At 71.6% G+C, this 17,202-nt stretch carries 15 protein-coding genes; 10 read left to right on the plus strand and 5 right to left on the minus strand.

Features of this window, described 5'->3' with window-relative positions; translation table 11 throughout:
• The first annotated feature begins 690 nt into the window (after positions 1-690).
• Positions 691-4,221: a transcription-repair coupling factor gene (gene mfd, locus OHA55_RS19515; protein ID WP_266708058.1), complete on the plus strand. Its 3,531-nt coding sequence runs from the start codon at positions 691-693 to the stop codon at positions 4,219-4,221.
• Positions 4,222-4,279: 58 nt separating this feature from the next.
• Here the strand turns inward: mfd and OHA55_RS19520 are convergent, their stop codons facing one another.
• A complete protein-coding gene (locus OHA55_RS19520) occupies positions 4,280-4,708 on the minus strand; it encodes an ATP-binding protein (RefSeq protein WP_323180431.1) in 429 nt (142 codons plus the stop codon).
• A gap of 144 nt (positions 4,709-4,852) precedes the next feature.
• Here OHA55_RS19520 and OHA55_RS19525 point away from each other — a divergent pair, with 144 nt between their 5' ends.
• The 3 genes from OHA55_RS19525 (at position 4,853) to OHA55_RS19535 (ending at position 7,429) form a co-directional block, all read left to right on the plus strand.
• Positions 4,853-5,395: a UTRA domain-containing protein gene (locus OHA55_RS19525; protein WP_266708062.1), complete on the plus strand. Its 543-nt coding sequence runs from the start codon at positions 4,853-4,855 to the stop codon at positions 5,393-5,395.
• Positions 5,392-6,171, plus strand: a complete 780-nt coding sequence (locus OHA55_RS19530) for a GntR family transcriptional regulator (protein ID WP_266708064.1) — start codon at positions 5,392-5,394, stop codon at positions 6,169-6,171. Before OHA55_RS19525 ends, OHA55_RS19530 begins: the two co-directional genes overlap by 4 nt.
• 151 nt (positions 6,172-6,322) lie before the next feature.
• Positions 6,323-7,429 (plus strand): Rieske 2Fe-2S domain-containing protein, encoded by a 1,107-nt coding sequence (locus OHA55_RS19535; protein ID WP_266708066.1) that lies wholly within the window; start codon positions 6,323-6,325, stop codon positions 7,427-7,429.
• Between the two features lie 63 nt (positions 7,430-7,492).
• On the opposite strand, the gene OHA55_RS19540 is transcribed toward OHA55_RS19535, so the two are convergent.
• The gene (locus tag OHA55_RS19540) at positions 7,493-7,951 is read right to left on the minus strand and encodes a MarR family winged helix-turn-helix transcriptional regulator (protein ID WP_266708068.1); all 459 of its coding nucleotides are present in this window, start codon (positions 7,949-7,951) and stop codon (positions 7,493-7,495) included.
• A gap of 226 nt (positions 7,952-8,177) precedes the next feature.
• On the opposite strand from OHA55_RS19540, the gene OHA55_RS19545 reads away from it, so the two are divergent.
• The 4 genes from OHA55_RS19545 (at position 8,178) to OHA55_RS19560 (ending at position 12,236) form a co-directional block, all read left to right on the plus strand.
• Entirely contained in the window at positions 8,178-9,143 is a 966-nt protein-coding gene (locus OHA55_RS19545; RefSeq protein ID WP_266708070.1) for an alpha/beta hydrolase, read from the plus strand.
• A 123-nt stretch (positions 9,144-9,266) separates the two neighbouring features.
• Positions 9,267-10,028 (plus strand): alpha/beta fold hydrolase, encoded by a 762-nt coding sequence (locus OHA55_RS19550; RefSeq protein WP_266708072.1) that lies wholly within the window; start codon positions 9,267-9,269, stop codon positions 10,026-10,028.
• 220 nt (positions 10,029-10,248) lie between these two features.
• Positions 10,249-12,054, plus strand: a complete 1,806-nt coding sequence (locus OHA55_RS19555) for an amidase (protein WP_266708074.1) — start codon at positions 10,249-10,251, stop codon at positions 12,052-12,054.
• Positions 12,054-12,236 carry a hypothetical protein gene (locus OHA55_RS19560; protein ID WP_266708076.1) on the plus strand — a complete coding sequence of 61 codons (183 nt, stop codon included), beginning with the start codon at positions 12,054-12,056 and terminating at the stop codon, positions 12,234-12,236. The genes OHA55_RS19555 and OHA55_RS19560 overlap by 1 nt, the downstream gene beginning before the upstream one ends.
• Before the next feature lie 236 nt (positions 12,237-12,472).
• Here the strand turns inward: OHA55_RS19560 and OHA55_RS19565 are convergent, their stop codons facing one another.
• Positions 12,473-13,270 (minus strand): hypothetical protein, encoded by a 798-nt coding sequence (locus tag OHA55_RS19565; protein ID WP_266708078.1) that lies wholly within the window; start codon positions 13,268-13,270, stop codon positions 12,473-12,475.
• 56 nt (positions 13,271-13,326) lie between these two features.
• A complete protein-coding gene (locus OHA55_RS19570; RefSeq protein ID WP_266708080.1) occupies positions 13,327-13,920 on the minus strand; it encodes a TetR/AcrR family transcriptional regulator in 594 nt (197 codons plus the stop codon).
• 116 nt (positions 13,921-14,036) lie between these two features.
• Between OHA55_RS19570 and OHA55_RS19575 the strand changes: the two genes are divergently transcribed.
• Both OHA55_RS19575 and OHA55_RS19580 read left to right on the plus strand, forming a co-directional pair.
• Entirely contained in the window at positions 14,037-14,939 is a 903-nt protein-coding gene (locus tag OHA55_RS19575; protein WP_266708082.1) for a hypothetical protein, read from the plus strand.
• 319 nt (positions 14,940-15,258) lie between these two features.
• On the plus strand, positions 15,259-16,041 hold the full coding sequence (locus tag OHA55_RS19580; RefSeq protein WP_266708084.1) for an HNH endonuclease family protein: 783 nt from the start codon (positions 15,259-15,261) through the stop codon (positions 16,039-16,041).
• A gap of 160 nt (positions 16,042-16,201) precedes the next feature.
• Here the strand turns inward: OHA55_RS19580 and OHA55_RS19585 are convergent, their stop codons facing one another.
• Positions 16,202-16,978 (minus strand): hypothetical protein, encoded by a 777-nt coding sequence (locus OHA55_RS19585; protein WP_266708086.1) that lies wholly within the window; start codon positions 16,976-16,978, stop codon positions 16,202-16,204.
• Positions 16,979-17,202: the final 224 nt, after the last annotated feature.

The raw sequence follows: 17,202 nt of genomic DNA on the forward strand, positions 1-17,202 counted from the left end.
GCGCCGCACCGAGCACCACCGGGCCCCCGGAACGTTCCTCGGAACGTTCCGGGGGCCCGCGCGTTCGGGCCCGCACGACGACCGTGCGGGCCCGTGGAGCGTAGGACGTGGTAGTCCGCGGTCACGTCGGTCAGCGCGCCGAAGATGCTCAGCCGGCCGCCCGGAATCATCAGCGCGACGCGCGGGAACCGTGCGAGAGCGGCCCGGCGCGGCACCGGCCGGGCGTACTCCGGTGGGAGCCGGGCCGCACCCGCGCGCAGCAGGGCGATCGCCCCGAGGGCCGGGAAAGCGCTCACCGCCCAGTCGGGAACCGCCTGCCCGAACAGGACGAGCGGCGGACCGCTCGGGCGCACGGCGACCGCCGGCGGCAGGCCCCCGTGGCGAAGCCCGTGTACGGCGCGGTTCGCGTCCTTCGACGCGTGAGAAGCCCCCGACATCCACCGGCGTACCCTGCGGCGGCGCGGCCCCGTCCGCCACGGTCCGTGGCCCCGGGGGCGTGCGGGGAGCCCCCGAGCGCCCGCCCGGAGCCCGGTCCCGCACGCGAGTGTCCGTCCCGAGTCGTAGGGTGGAGACCCCGGCCCGTTCCACGTGTCGGGCCCTTCGCGTTGCGTCCTCTCACGGCGCGGCGCGCAGCTCCTGGCGGCAGCCGGCTGCCGGGAAGCCCGAAGCCACACCGGACGGAAGACCTCCATGAGCCTGCACGGTCTGCTGGATCTCGTCGCTCGCGATCCCGCGCTCTCCGAAGCGGTGAAGGCCGCCACCGACGGTCACCGGATGCGCGTGGACCTGGTGGGACCGCCCGCCGCGCGCCCCTTCGCCGTGGCCTCGCTGGCCCGGGGGACGGGACGCACCGTCCTCGCGGTCACCGCCACCGGGCGGGAGGCCGAGGACCTGGCCGCCGCGCTGCGCACCCTGCTGCCCCCGGACTCCGTCGCCGAGTACCCGTCCTGGGAGACCCTGCCGCACGAGCGGCTCTCGCCCCGCTCGGACACCGTGGGGCGGCGCCTCGCCGTGCTGCGCCGCCTCGCGCACCCGCGCGCCGACGACCCGGAGACGGGGCCGGTGAGCGTGGTCGTGGCGCCCGTACGTTCCGTACTCCAGCCGCAGGTCAAGGGGCTCGGCGACCTGGAACCCGTAGCGCTGCGCAGCGGGCAGAGCGCCGACCTGGGCGACATCGTGGAAGCGCTCGCCGCAGCCGCGTACTCCCGGGTCGAACTGGTCGAGAAGCGCGGTGAGTTCGCCGTGCGTGGCGGCATCCTGGATGTCTTCCCGCCGACCGAGGAACACCCGCTGCGGGTGGAGTTCTGGGGCGACGACGTCGAGGAGATCCGGTACTTCAAGGTCGCCGACCAGCGCTCCCTGGAGGTCGCCGAACACGGGCTGTGGGCCGCGCCCTGCCGGGAGCTGCTGCTCACCGACGAGGTCCGCGAACGCGCCGCCGTACTCGCCGAGGCCCACCCGGAGCTGGGTGAGCTGCTGGGCAAGATCGCCGAGGGCATCGCGGTGGACGGCATGGAGTCGCTGGCGCCGGTCCTCGTGGACGACATGGAGCTGCTGCTCGACGTGCTGCCGAAGGGTGCGATGACCCTGGTCTGCGACCCCGAGCGGGTACGCACCCGGGCCTCGGACCTCGTGGCCACCAGCCAGGAGTTCCTGCAGGCGTCCTGGGCGGCCACCGCGGGCGGCGGCGAGGCCCCGATCGACGTGGGCGCGGCCTCCCTCTGGTCCATCGCGGACGTACGGGACCGGGCCCGCGAGCTCTCCATGATGTGGTGGACCACCTCCCCGTTCGCCGCCGACGACGAACTGGACGAGGACACCCTCAAGCTCGGGATGCGCGCCCCGGAGGCGTACCGCGGCGACACCGCCCGTGCGCTCGCCGACACCAAGGGCTGGATCGCCGACGGCTGGCGCACGGTCTACGTCACCGAGGGCCAGGGACTCGCCTCCCGCACCGTCGAGGTGCTCGGCGGCGAGGGCATCCCCGCCCGGCTCGACCCCGACCTGACCGAGGTCTCCCCGTCCCTGGTGCACGTCTCCTGCGGCGCCATCGACCACGGCTTCATCGACGCCGACCTGAAGCTCGCGGTCCTCACCGAGACCGACCTCACCGGCCAGCGCACCGCCACCAAGGAACTCGGCCGGATGCCCGCCCGCCGCCGCAAGACCATCGACCCGCTGACGCTGGAGGCGGGCGACTACATCGTCCACGAACAGCACGGCGTCGGCCGGTACATCGAGATGGTGCAGCGCACCGTGCAGGGCGCCACCCGCGAGTACCTGCTCGTCGAGTACGCCGCAGCCAAGCGCGGCCAGCCCGGCGACCGGCTCTACATCCCGACCGACCAACTGGAGCAGGTCACCAAGTACGTGGGCGGCGAGGCGCCGACCCTGCACCGCCTCGGCGGCGCCGACTGGACGAAGACCAAGCAGCGCGCCAAGAAGGCCGTCAAGGAGATCGCCGGCGACCTGATCAAGCTCTACAGCGCCCGCATGGCCGCCCCCGGCCACGCCTTCGGCCCCGACACCCCGTGGCAGCGCGAACTGGAGGACGCCTTCCCGTACGCGGAGACGCCCGACCAGCTCTCCACGATCGCCGAGGTCAAGGAGGACATGGAGAAGACGGTCCCGATGGACCGCCTGATCTGTGGCGACGTCGGCTACGGCAAGACGGAGATCGCGGTGCGCGCCGCCTTCAAGGCCGTACAGGACGGCAAGCAGGTCGCCGTGCTCGTCCCCACGACGCTGCTCGTCCAGCAGCACTACGGCACCTTCACCGAGCGCTACTCCCAATTCCCGGTCAATGTGCGCGCGTTGAGCCGATTCCAGTCCGAGGCCGACTCCAAGGCCACCCTCGCGGGGCTGAAGGACGGCGCCGTCGACCTCGTCATCGGCACCCACCGGCTGTTCTCCTCCGAGACCAAGTTCAAGGACCTCGGCCTGGTCATCGTCGACGAGGAACAGCGCTTCGGCGTCGAGCACAAGGAGCAGCTGAAGAAGCTCCGCGCCAACGTCGACGTCCTCACCATGTCCGCCACCCCCATCCCCCGTACCCTCGAAATGGCCGTGACCGGCATCCGCGAGATGTCCACCATCACGACCCCGCCCGAGGAGCGGCACCCCGTACTGACCTTCGTCGGCCCGTACGAGGAGAAGCAGATCGGCGCCGCCGTGCGCCGCGAACTCCTGCGCGAGGGCCAGGTGTTCTACATCCACAACCGGGTCGAGTCCATCGACCGCGCCGCCGCCAGGCTGCGCGAGATCGTCCCCGAGGCCCGGATCGCCACGGCACACGGCCAGATGTCCGAACAGGCCCTGGAACAAGTGGTGGTGGACTTCTGGGAGAAGAAGTTCGACGTCCTCGTCTCCACCACCATCGTCGAGTCCGGCATCGACATCTCCAACGCCAACACCCTCATCGTCGAGCGCGGCGACAACTTCGGCCTCTCCCAACTCCACCAGCTGCGCGGCCGGGTGGGCCGAGGCCGCGACCGCGGATACGCCTACTTCCTCTACCCGCCGGAGAAGCCGCTCACCGAGACCGCCCACGAGCGCCTCGCCACCATCGCCCAGCACACCGAGATGGGCGCCGGCATGTACGTCGCCATGAAGGACCTGGAGATCCGAGGCGCGGGCAACCTCCTCGGCGGCGAACAGTCCGGCCACATCGCGGGCGTCGGCTTCGACCTCTACGTCCGCATGGTCGGCGAGGCCGTCGCCGACTACCGGGCCCAGATGGAGGGCACCGAGGAGGAGGAAGCGCCGCTGGAGGTCAAGATCGAGCTCCCGGTCGACGCCCACGTCCCCCACGACTACGCCCCCGGCGAGCGGCTCCGCCTCCAGGCCTACCGCGCCATCGCCTCCGCCAACTCGGAGGAGGACATCCGCGCGGTCCGCGAGGAACTCACCGACCGGTACGGCAAGCTCCCCGAACCCGTCGAGAACCTCCTCCTCGTGGCCGGCCTGCGCATGCTGGCCCGCGCCTGCGGAGTCGGCGAGATCGTCCTCCAGGGCTCCAACATCCGTTTCGCCCCGGTGGAACTCCGCGAGTCGCAGGAACTGCGCCTCAAGCGCCTCCACCCGAAGACCGTCATCAAGGCCGCCACCCACCAGATCCTGGTCCCGCGCCCGACCGCGGGACGCATCGGCGGCAAGCCGGTCGTGGGGCGTGAACTGCTGGCGTGGACGGGGGAGTTCCTGACCACGATCCTGGGTTCGTAGGAGAGGAGCGCCGGAGCCCACGTGGCCCGGCGCTCCTCTCCGTGGCGGGAGGGGGCGACTACTCTCCCGGTTCTCGGCAGGTGGTAGCGGCATGGCTCTTCCGGAACTCCAGCCAGACGGTTTTCCCCACCTTGTGGAGCGTGACGCCGTGAACGTCAGCCAGGGCGCTCACCAGGAATAGCCCGCGCCCCGAAGTTGCCTCCAGGCCCGCTTCCCGGACCACCGGGCAACCGGGCCCGCTGTCCCTCACTTCCAGTCGCACGCATTCCTGGAGGGTGTGGATGCGTACCGCGAACTCCCTTCCAGGGGGAGTGCCGTGCAGAACGGCGTTGGTCGCGAGTTCTGACACGCAGAGTTCGGCATCCTCGATCAAGGAAGTTATTCCCCACTCGGTGAGGACGCCGGCGACGAAGTCGCGGGAGGCGCGAACCGACGTGCGGCATCGAGGGAAACGCCGTTCCTGTAGCGCGAGAGACAAGAGAGCCACCGCCTTGCTGTTGAGCGGGAGGGCTGCACCGTATCGCTATTCGCGAAATGTGGCAAGGTTGAGCTTTGGGCTGCCAGAGTGCGTCGCCTACCGTGGGTCGCACAGGGACTGAGTCCGGTGGATCGTTTTGCGAGGGAGAGAGCCATGAGCGGCGGCGACGCGGGCAGTACGTCGGCGCGTTACCTGACGCCACCGGCTGATGGTGCGGGTGACGCATGGGCTGCGGAGGTCGCCGCCGACGGGCGTCGGGGCAGCCAGCGCGTGATGTACGCCGGAGAGGCACTCGCTCCCGACGTGGTTGCCGACCTTCTCCGGCTGCCTCGCGGCGACTCGGTCGTGGTCCGCAGAAGGGTGATGGAGGTCGACGGTGAGCCGTGCGAACTCACGGATTCCTACTACCCTGCGGCCATTGCCGCAGGTACCGCACTTGAGGGCCGTGGCAAAATTCCCGGCGGTGCGGTCCGACTCCTCGCAGCTCTCGGTCATGTGGGTGTGACGGCCAGGGAGGACGTCGTCGCCCGGATGCCGGGTGACGAGGAACGCGACGCACTGGCCATGGTGACGGGGCAACCGGTCCTGGAGCTGACCCGGCTCACGCTGGACGGGGAGGGGCGCCCGTTCCAGGTCGACATCATGGTGATGGCGCCGAGGCGGCAGCGGTTGCGGTACGAAATCAAGATCGGATGACTGTGGCTGCGAGTGGAAGCGATTTCCCGGACGTCCGTTCCTTCCATGAGCGGATCGCCGCTGACCTGCGCGACGAGATCATGACCGGCGACTTGGCTCCTGGGGTGAGGCTTCCCTCGACCGCCCAGCTGAAGGAACGCTTCGAGGCTGCCGGCGCAACCGTCCAGAAGGCTCTGCACTTGCTGAAGGACGAGGGACTTGTCGTCGGCAGGGCCGGCGCCGCCGTCACCGTACGAGATCATCGGCAACGAACGATGCGCCCTGCCGCGTACATGGCGGCGCCCGAGGCGGGCCGCCCGTACCGCTGGCTGAGTGAGGTCGCCAAGGAGGGCGGGCGTGCCCGCAGCAACTTGATCGAAGTGACGGAGGCATTGCCGCCAGCGGACGTGGCTGCGGCCCTGGGACTTCCCGCGCAGGGCTTCGCCGTGCTGCGGCGGCAGTTGCTCACGATCGACGAGGAGCCTGCGGAACTCGTTTCCTCCTACTACTCCCTGGAGATGGCGAGGGGCACCGTTCTCGCCGCCAAGCGCAGGATCTCCGGCGGGACGCCCGCTGCTCTCACGGAACTGGGATACCCGCCCGCGCGCAGCGTGGACCGCGTGTCCGCGAGGGTGCCCACGCAGGAGCAGTATCGCGCCCTGAAGCTGCCGGGAGACCTGCCCGTCCTGCGAACGCTGAGAGTTGTCCTGGACGAGGAAGGGCGCCCGCTCGAAGCGACGGTGATGGTGAAAGCTGGTCACCTTTACGAAATCGAGTACGAGTTCACGGCTGACTGAGCCCGTCGCCTCGGGGAGTGCCATCCGCCCCCGGTGTCACTATCCGCATGTATGTACCACGTTCGGGTGGCGCTCGGGGTGTCGCGGGGATTCCGGGGCGGGGCGGGCAGCCTTCTGGCGACCGCTGATCCTCGGCCCGAGAGGGTAATTCGTGGGACTGCCACGTCCGTTCACCCGTGCCATCACTGAGGGACCGACCCCTGCCGACCTCGCGGGCGCCCCCGCCTTGCCCTACCCCAGCGGCTGGGCCGCGCTCGCCTTCTCCTCCGAACTCACTCCCGGCACCGTGCTGACCCGGCCGCTCGCCGGGGAGGACGTGGTGCTGTACCGGCTCAGGTCGGGAGCGTTACGGGCCATCCGGCCGTACTGCCCCCACCTCGGCGCGCACCTCGGACTGGCGCACCTCGACGGCGATGAACTCGTCTGCCCCTTCCACCAGTTCGCCTTCGGGCCGGACGGCACCTGCGTCCGTACCGGGTACGACACCCCGCCCCCGAGGTCGCCGCTGACGCGGCTGCCCGTGCACGAGGTCAACGGGGCGGTCTTCGTCTGGCGGCACCACGACGGGCGGGAGCCCGACTGGTTCGTCCCGCCCTGGCACGAGATCGGCCACCGCCCCGCCCGCGAGGCCGCGTGGGAGCTCGGCGGGAACGTCCAGGAGGTCATCGAGAACTCCGTCGACCTCGGCCACTTCGCCACCCTGCACGGCTGGCAGCGGGCCGAGATGGGCGGGCCGGTCGAGTACGAGGACGACACTTTCCACGTCTCCATGCGCGCCCACGAGTCGGCGCCGCTCCTCGGCGACTTCGTCGTCGACATCGAGGTGGACGGGTACGGCCTCGGCTGCCTCCACGCCGACGTGCACACCCCACGGCTCGGGCTGCGGATGTGCACCATGGTGCTGCCGACCGCCATCGGGCCCCACCGGATGCAGTTCCGGCAACGCAACCGCATCGCCTTCACCGAGCCGTCCCGGCTGCCCGCCCCGCTCGCCCGCACCGTGAGCCGTACCGCCGCGAGGCTGCTGGACCGGGCGGTCTTCCGGTCCAGCTGCGAGTTCACCGCCGCGGACTTCCCGATCTGGAACCACAAGCAGTACCTCCAGCCCCCGAAGCTGGCGCACGGCGACGGCCCGATCGGCCCGTTCCGGCGGTGGGCCCGACGGTTCTACCCGCCGGTGGACGCGGCGGGTAGTGCGGCACCGGCCGCGTGGGCCGCAGGCCGCGACAGCCACGCGGTGCGCGAGTTCGGGGCCTGACGGCCGGCCGCGTGCCCGGACGGGATCCGGCGGATCGCGGCCGGGCACGCGGTGCGGCGGGGCTCAGTCGCTGTTGAGGCTGGTGATCAGCTGTCGGAGCAACTGCCGCGCCGTGGTGTGCTCTTCAGGGGTCAGTCCCATGGCCGAGCCGATGGACACGGGGACACCGAGGGCCTTCTCCCGCAGGGCCGTGCCGGCCTCGGTGAGGTACACGGCGACGGAGCGCTCGTCGTCGGGGCGGCGTTCGCGGCGGATCAGGCCGGCCGCCTCCAGGCGCTTCAGCAGCGGCGAGAGCGTGCTGGACTCCAGATGCAGGGCGGTGCCGAGCTCCCGGACGCTCATGCCGTTCCGCTCCCAGAGCGCCAGCATGACGAGGTACTGCGGATACGTCAGGCCGATCGCGTCCAGCAGCGGCCGGTAGCGGGCGGTCACCGCCCGCGAGGCCGCGTAGAGGGCGAAGCAGAGCTGGTCTTCCAGCAGCAGTGAGCCCTGTTCCTCGGGCGGTTCCGTGGCGTGGCCCATGGCTTCTCTCCTCTGTCCCATCGATCGGTTACCACCAGCCTAACTTCAAGAGAACGCGAGCGATTCCATCGAGCATGACTTCATCTCTCGCGATTAAGTTGTGCACGACTTAATCGCGTGCTACGTTTTTCCTCGTCAGCACCGACCGGGTCGACCGGCCGGAGCGATCACCGCCCAGCCGCCGGTACCGACCAGGTGCCGACCGCCCCGACATGAGGAGAACGTCATGACCGAGCAGGCCGTCCGCCCCGTACTGGAGCCCGCTGCCGCCGCCTTCGCCGAGGCGACCGCGAACCCGCCGTACCTCTTCGACCTGGAGCCGGCCGAGGGCCGCAAGGCGGTCGACGAGGTCCAGTCCGGCGAGACCGCGAAGCTCGACGTCGACGAGGAGTGGGTCACGGTCCAGGGCGGTCCCACCGGTTCGGTCAGGGCACGCGTCGTCAAGCCCGCCGGCGCCGAGGGCGACCTGCCGGTGATCCTCTACATCCACGGTGCCGGCTGGGTCTTCGGCAACGCCCACACCCACGACCGCCTGGTCCGCGAACTCGCCGTCGGCGCCGGCGCGGCGGTCGTCTTCCCCGAGTACGACCTCTCCCCGGAGGCCCGCTACCCCGTCGCCATCGAGCAGAACTACGCGGTCGCCCGCTGGATCGTCGCCGAGGGCGCCGCCAAGGGCCTGGACGCCACCCGCATCGCGGTGGCCGGCGACTCGGTCGGCGGCAACATGACCGCCGCCCTCACCCTCATGGCCAAGGAGCGCGGCGACGTCCCGCTGGTCCAGCAGGTCCTCTTCTACCCGGTCACCGACGCCGCCTTCGACACCCCCTCGTACCACCAGTTCGCCGAGGGCTACTTCCTGCGCCGCGACGGCATGCAGTGGTTCTGGGACCAGTACACGACCGACGAGGCCCAGCGCGCCGAGATCACCGCCTCACCGCTGCGGGCCACCACCGAACAGCTCACCGGCCTGCCCCCGGCCCTGGTCATCACCGGTGAGGCCGACGTCCTGCGCGACGAGGGCGAGGCCTACGCCAACAAGCTCCGCGAAGCCGGCGTCGCCGTCACCGCCGCCCGCTACCAGGGCATCATCCACGACTTCGTGATGCTCGACGCCCTGCGCGGAACCCACGCCGCCGAGGCCGCCATCCGCCAGGCCGTCGACACCCTGCGCACCGCCCTCCACACCGCCTGATCCCCGCACCGCTCGATCCCGCACCGCCCGATCGTCTTGCCCGATCGCCCCGCACCCCGCCCGTCGCCACCACCCCGCCCGTCTCCTTCCCCGCTCGCCCCACCCACCTCTTCAGGAGCTCTCGTGTCCAGCGGAAACAGCACCGGCACCGTCTCGCAGCAGGCAACCTCGGCCCGCCCGACCGTCGTACTCGTCCACGGCGCGTTCGCCGACGCCTCCAGCTGGTCCGGCGTCGTCCAGCGGCTGCGCCAGGACGGCAACCAGGTCGTCGCCGTGGCCAACCCCCTGCGCGGCCTGCACGACGACGCGGCCTACCTGCGCGGTGTGCTGGCGACCATCGAGGGCCCCGTGGTCCTGGCCGGCCACTCCTACGGCGGTTCCGTGATCAGCGAGGCCGCCACCGGGAACCCCGACGTCAAGGCGCTCGTCTACGTCGCCGCCTTCATCCCGGACACCGGTGAGAGCGCCGGCGTACTCGCCGCGAAGTTCCCCGGCAGCACCCTGGGCGACACCGTGGAGCCCGCCGCCTACCCGCTGCCCGACGGGAGCACCGGTACGGAACTCACCATCAGGCAGGACCTGTTCCACCACCAGTTCGCCGCCGACGTCCCCGCCGATACCGCCCTCGTCATGGCGGCCACCCAGCGGCCGGTCTCCACCCGCGCCCTGGAGGAGCCCGCCGGCCAAGTGGCCTGGAACCTGGTCCCCGCGTACTCGCTCGTCTCCGGCCAGGACTTCAACATCCCGCCGCAGGCCCAGCAGTGGATGGCCGAGCGGGCCGACGCCCACATCGTCACCGTCGACGGGGCCTCGCACGCCGCCACCGTCTCCGAGCCGGAGGCGGTCACCGACCTCATCCGCCGCGCGATCAGCGACATCGGCTGATCCACCGGACCGAACCACCGGACCGATCCACCGGGCCGGGCCTGCGGGCCCGGCCCGTGGTCGTACCCCGGACCCGCCGAGGCCCCTGCGCGGGGCCCGAAACGGCTGCGACACGGCCCCTTCATACGAATGATCGATCGGGGTGTTTCCCTACCGGACATCCGCGTTGATCACGGGACGCCGGACGTGTTCCGGCGCCCCTCCCGTGAAGGACCTCCCCTTGAGCACATCCGGTACATCCGACACATCCAGCGCCCCCGGCACATCAGGTACCTCCCGCAGGCGCTTCCTGAGCGCCGCTGCCGTCACCGGCTTCGGCGCCTCCCTCCCCGCGCTGCTGCCCGGCCCGGCCGCCGCCGCGACCCGCACCACCGACCAGCTCGGCGATGCCACCCGCGACTATCTGGAGACCCAGCGCAAGGCCGGTCTGGCGGCGCTCAAGCGCGGCACCGCCCTTCCCTTCCTCACCGGCACCCAGCTGGCCGCGATGCTGCTGGCCCGGGACGTCACCAGCACCCAGGTGACCAGGGCGTTCCTGGCCCGGATCGACGCCCTCAACGGCGACGGCATGTTCGCGGTGCCCTCCCGCAACCCCGACATCCCCGTCTTCGGCGACAACGGCAAACTCAACGCCTACGTGCGCACGACCTCCGAGCTGGCCCTCACCATCGCCAAGGCCGCCGACAAGGCGCTGGACGCGGCGGCGAAGGGCGGCGCACCCGTTCCGTTCGGCTGCGGCGTACCGGTGGCGCTCAAGGACATCTACGCCGTCAAGGACACCGAACTGACCATCGGCTGCCCGCTCGCGGCAGGGAACATCGCCACCGGCGACTCGGTCGTCGCCGAGCGGCTCCGCGCGGCCCACATGCCCATCCTGGGGCTCACCCACACCGGCCCGTGGACCAACGACGACACCTGCCCGCAGACCGCCAACCCGTGGAACCGCGACCTCTGCGTCGGCGGCTCCTCCGGCGGCTCGGCCGCCGCGATCGCGTCCCGGCTCGCCGTCGTCGCGACCGGCTCGGACACCGGCAACTCCCTGCGCAACCCGGCGCAGAACGTGGGAGTCGGTTCCATCAAGCCCAGTTACGGCCTGGTGCCCAAGTACGGCGTCACCGTGTCCAGCACCAGCCTGGACACCTGCGGCCCGATGGGCCGGTCGATGGCCGACGTGTCGATGCTGCTCGGCGTGATCGCCGGTCCCGACGCCCGCGATCCGCGCTCCGAGCAGGCTCCCGGCTTCCCCCACGGCTTCCCGCTGGCGCCGCGCCCCGGCCGCAAGCCCTTTGCCGGTCTGCGGATCGGCTCCACCGTGGAGACCGAGACCTCACCGGCCCGCGACAGGTGGACGGCGGGGATACTCGCCCGACTGCGGGCCGCCGTCGCGCAGTTCGAGGAGCTGGGCGCCGAGATCGTCCCGATCACCCCGCCCGCCTCCAACCTGGGCAACACGGCCTACTGGGCGGCCTCGGCCGTCGACCCGGTGACCGGTGCGAAGGTCTCGGCGAGCAGCGCGTATGCCAACGCCGAGAACGCCTGGACGCTTCGAGGGACCTACGCCGTGACGGCCGAGGAGGACGCGGCGATCGAAGGCGCCGTCCGCACCCGGTTCCGCACCTCGCTCGGCACCATGGAGACCCAGAAGCAGCAGCTCCAGCAGCGGGCCGCCGCGCTGACGGCCGCAGACCTCTTCGGTGCCCACCGGGTGCGCCGGGAGTACTCCGAGATGTGGGCGAAGGTCTTCGAGGAGAACGACATCGTCGCCTGCCTCTGGCCCCAGAAGGTGCAGACACCGCCGGCCCGGGCCGACGACAGCACCGGCGGTTTCTCGGGCGTCGAGTCCAGCCGCCCGAACACCACGGGCTGGCCCTGCCTGAACCTCCCGGTGGGCCGCGACACGGACACCGGCATCCCGGTCGGCATCGACCTGGCCGCCCCGTACGGCGGCGACGCGATCATCCTGCAACTGGCGATCGACTACCAGGAGCACCACCCCTACCACCTCGACATACCCACGGACCTGTGATGACGATGACGACGACCGACCCCACCAACGCCCGGCTGCGCGACATCGACATCCCGGTGATCATGCCGCGCTTCGATCTGACCCGACTCCCCGCCTTCGAGGAAGCCGTGTCCACCGGCGACATCCCGGCCGGCGCCTGCGCTCCGGCGGACAAGGGGAAGAGGCGCGGCGACTCCCGCTGAACCGCCGCCCGGTGCGGGCCCGTTCGTCGGCGGGCCCGCACCGGACGCTCAACGTCCCGCATGTGAGGCTCCGTTGAGGGCGGTATCCCGGACGACTCGCTAGAACGAACTCCGGTCCGCGCTCCGGGAGTCCTGGAGGGCGCAGTCGACGTCCAACCGGGACCGCCGCCCGTCAACGGGGCGCGCGGGCGGCCGGGAGGCTGAAGAGGGGCGCTGCCAGGGCCGGTTCGTGGGCCTCAGCCCGTACGGGCGGCGATCTGCCCGGCGACGGGGAAGCGCCTCTCGCACGAGGGGCAGACCGCCTCGCCGAAGGCGTACGTCAGGGCGTCCGCCACCTCCGCGTGACCGTCAGCCAGTGCCATGCCGTGGAGACGGCGGCCGAGGCCGTCGAGGGCGTCCGGTGCGGCGGGACGGAGCGGGAGGGTCTCGACGTCGTCGGAGAGGGCGTAGTCCTGCGCCGTGCTGAAGAAGCCCCGCTCGCCCACGACCACCCAGACGGGGGCGCAGCACTCCGGATCGGGGCAGTCGAGCTCGTACTCCTCGTTGACGATGCCCCAGAACAGGTCCTCCGCCCAGTGGATGTCGCCTTCCAGGCCGAGGAGGGCTTCCAGCAGGTAGCAGTAGTCGTTCCGGTCGGTGGTGGTCCGCCGCAGCCGGCCGGCCGCTGCCACCATGCGTGCGACCTCGGACGCGCGCCGTTGCCGCAGGTCGCGGGTTTCCCACCGCTGGTCGGCCTGGACGAGGAGAGCACCGGCGAGATGGAGGGCGGCAGCGGCCGTTCCGGCGTCGTCGCCGCGGGCCATGTCGCCCCCGGCCATGTCGCTCAGCGCGGTCATCACCAGCGGATCGGACACGTCCAGGGTGCCGTTGTGGAAGAGCTCCGTCCACAGGTCGCTCCACGCCTGATCGTCCGGGCCGGTCGTGGCACGGTCCAGCAGGGCGGCCAGGCGGCCCGAACCGGCCATGCCCGCAAGGGAAGCGGGCGAGCCGGAGGAAGCGGGCGAGCCGGGGGAAGCGGCGGGGTCCGTAGTCACCCGGTCATCCAAGCACCGGCTTCCCGGCGCGAGGCTGCCGTCGGGCGGGACGTCCTTCAGCCCTCGAACAGCCCGTCCGCCACGGACCGGAACGCCTCCTCGGGGTCGCGGTCGCCCAGGAAGTCCGTGAGGTTGTGGCTCAGCAGCAGGGAGGCGAAGCCGTGTGCCAGGGACCAGGCGGCGATCCCCGTACGGCGGGCGTCCTCGGCGCTGGAGCCCTCGGGCGCCAAGCCGGCGACGCCCTCGCGGAGGGTGCGGGCGGCCCGTTCCCGCGCGGCGACGAGGGCGGGATCGTCGGCGCGGTACAGCTCGGGCTGGAACATCACCTGGAAGTGCGCCGGATGGCGGGCGGCGAACCGTACGTACCGGGCTCCGCGCTCCGTGAGGTCGGTGACCTCGGAGAGGGAGTCCGCGAAGAGGGTGTACGCCTCGGTCGCGACGGCCGTCAGCAGGCCTGTCCGGTCCTTGAAGTGGTGCGCGGGCGCGGCGTGCGAGACCCCGGCGCGGCGGGCCAGGTCGCGCAGGCTGAGCGCGGCCGGACCCTCCGCGGCGATCACGTCCACGGCCGCCGCGAGGAGCGTGCGCCGCAGATCGCCGTGGTGGTACGCGGGCTGGGGGGTGCCGCCGCTCGGGCCCTGGTCGGTGCTCATGCTCGTACCGTACGCGGCATCTAGTCATTGACAAGTTCGGGGGGCGGGTGCACGCTGGGGATCTGAGTATCTAGACAGTGACTAGATAGGTGCGGTCGCTCGCGGAGGTGGAGAGCATGTCCGAGGAACTGGGGCGCGTCCGGCAGATGTGGCATCTGCTGGAGCCCCTGCACGCCGTCCTCTACTACGCGCCGGAGGCGTTCGAGGAGGCGGCGGCGCTGGGGTACGCCACCGATGAACGGTGGCCGAGCTACTTCGCCTGGAGGGCGGCCCCGGCGGGAGCGTCCGGCGGCGGTGGGCCCACGGCGGAGTACGTCACCGGGGCCTTCTACAGCTTCAGCCCGGAGATGGTGCGTGCGTACGTCCCCGGTGTCTGGGACACCGCCGGCCCGGAGGCGGTGCTCGCCGCGCGGGGCCGCGCCGTGGACCGTGCGTACCGGGCGCTGCTCACGGCATGGATCGACGGTCCCGAGGCGGCCGAAGCGGCGACGCTCGCCCGCCGCGCCGCCGAGGCGGTCACCACCGCCGAACCGGACGTCGGCGCGGGCGAGCTCCCGCTCGGAGCCGCCAACTCCGCGCTTCCCTGGCCGGACGCCCCGCACCTCGTGCTCTGGCAGGCCGCCACGATCCTGCGGGAGCACCGGGGGGACGGCCACCTCGCCGCCCTGTGGGAGGCCGGACTCGACCCGGTCGAGGCGCTGGTCTCGTTCGCCGCCGTGGGCGCGGCCCCGGTTGCGGTGTTCGCGAGCCGGGGATGGGGCGAGAAGGAGTGGGCGGCCGCCCGGGAGCGGCTGGTGGCCCGGGGACTGCTTGCGGAGGACGGTACGGCGACGGAGGCAGGCCGGGCACTGCGTACGGAGGTGGAGCGGCGCACCGACGAGCGGGCCGCCGGACCGTGGCGCGCGCTCGGCGAGACCGACCGGGCCCGGCTCGCGGAGCTGCTGGGTACTCCGTGGCTGGAAATCATCGGTTCCGGGCTGCTGCCCGCGGAGAACACCCTCGGCATCGGCAAGGTGTGACAGCCCGTCGGGACCGCGGGGGCGGTGATGGCCGGGACCGCGGGGGCGGTGCCGGTCGGTGCGGGGGCCCGGGGCGAGCGGGGGCTGGAATGCGCGCCCGGGCCCCCGCTTTCCGTTACATATGGGCAGTATATCCGCGCGTGTCCCCCCTCCCGGGCCGGGGCCGGTACGGTCCGGCACCGAGGCCGGGCGGCACCGCGGTCCCGCGGCGCCACTGAGAGGCCGTGACGCACGGACCGAACGCCATGAATGGCAGACGGCGGGGAAGACGTCCGTAGGATTCCCGGGTTCGGCTCTCTCCCCGTCAGGACGGCTGCCAGTGATATCTCTCCGTACGTACCGCGTCGTCCTGCCCGCCCTGAGCGCGGTCGCCGTACTGGCCCTCGCCGGCTGCGACCCCGACGACCTCGCGGCCCCGGAGGGCACGCCGGGGGCCGGGGCGAACGACGGCGGGCGGTCCACCGAGGGCTTCGGCGCGAGCCCGCTGGACAACCCCGACGGCACGAAGCCCGGCCTGGCCCCGCTCACCACCGACGCGGACCGGGCCGAGGCGCGGAAGGTCATCGACAAGGTGCTGACCAAGGGGCGCGGCCCCAAGACCGGTTACGACCGCGACGAGTTCGGCTCGGCGTGGAAGGACACGGTGAACGGCATAGCGCTGGCCCGCAACGGCTGCGACACCCGCAACGACCTCCTCAAGCGGGACGGTCAAGAGGTGCGCTTCCGCAGCGGCTCCGACTGCGTGGTCGCCTCGCTGACGCTCAAGGACCCGTACACCGGCACGACGATCGAGTGGACGAAGACGAAGGCCACGAAGATCCAGATCGACCATGTGATGCCCCTGTCGTACGACTGGCAGATGGGTGCCTCCCGCTGGAGCGACGCCAAACGCCAGCAGATCGCCAACGACCCGCTCAACCTCATCCCCGTCGACGGCCCCACCAACGGTTCCAAGAGCGACTCCGGCCCCGCCGCCTGGCTCCCGCCGTACAAGCCGATCCGCTGCTCGTACGCGCTCCGCTTCGCCCAGGTCTCGCTCAAGTACGACCTGCCGGTGACCACGGCCGACAAGGACATGATGCTGAAGCAGTGCGCGGGCTGACGGGCTGACCCGGGGGGCCGCGGACGCGGCCCCCCGCACGCCGGACAGCGCCGAGCCCCCCGGCCCGGCGCTGTCCGCCCCCCCCGTCCGGGCGCCCTCCGGCGCCCGCACCCGCCCGGCGCGTCCCCCGACGCACGCCGGGCCGTCTTCGGTGCTCGGCTCAGCCGAGGTCGACCATGTCCTCCGCGGCGGGCTTCTCGGCCACGACGGGCTTGTCGACGTCGGAGAAGGTCATCGTCATCGGTTCGTCGCCGCCCGTGGTGACGACCTGGAGGAGCTGCGGGTCGCCCTCGGTGGACACCAGGATCGTGTAGGTCTCCTCGCCGTCCTTCTCGGTCAGCCGGAGGGCGGGAGTGCCGTCGAGCGTCGTCGTGCCCGCCTTCTTCGCCTCGGTGTCACCCTCCTCGAACGCCGAGAGCAGCGAGGTGAGGTCGCAGAACTCGACCATGTCCTTGGTGTCCGGGTCGGAAGCCTTCTCGGCCATCCAGTGGTCGGCGACCGTGTCCACCGTGGCCTGGATGTCCGCCTCGGACTCGCCCTCGGACTGTGCGCGCAGCATCGTCTCGTCGAGCTTCATGTACACGGTCTCGCCGATCTTGATGATGGACATCGAGCCGTCGGCGCCCAGGTCCGTCGTGCCGGTGCACTTGCCGCCGTCGACGCTGGTGGAGAACTGGGCCTTCATCGGGGTGTCGGTCGAGCGCATGTCGACCGAGAGGCTCAGGGAAGTCGCCTTGTGGATGTTCTTGAACGCCGCGCTGACGACATCGGGGCCCGACATGTCGGCGAACGGCTCCGTCGCCGGGGCGGCCGAAGACGCCGCGCCGCCCTTCTTTGCCTCCGCGGCGCTGTCGCCCCCCTCGCTGCCGCAGGCGGCGAGGGTGAGTACGGAGAGGGTGCAGACAGCGGCAGCGGCGGTACGCGCGACTCGGCGCATGGCGGTACTCCAGGAGAAGTCGGAAGGGGAAGCCGGAGGGAAGAGCGAGAAGGAAAGCGTGGGGAGGCGCGGCCCGAAGGCGCCCGGGCGTGCGGGCGTTGCCGGGCCTTTCGTCCCGGCGGGTATCCACCGGTGCGGGCACAGCTCCATCACAGCAGAGCCTGTGAACCGAGTCAACAAGGAATTGTGTGAACGATTGAAGCTTGCCTGTGAATCGATCGGTG

Origin of the sequence: Streptomyces sp. NBC_00102 (assembly GCF_026343115.1) — a bacterium.
Lineage (GTDB): Bacteria > Actinomycetota > Actinomycetes > Streptomycetales > Streptomycetaceae > Streptomyces.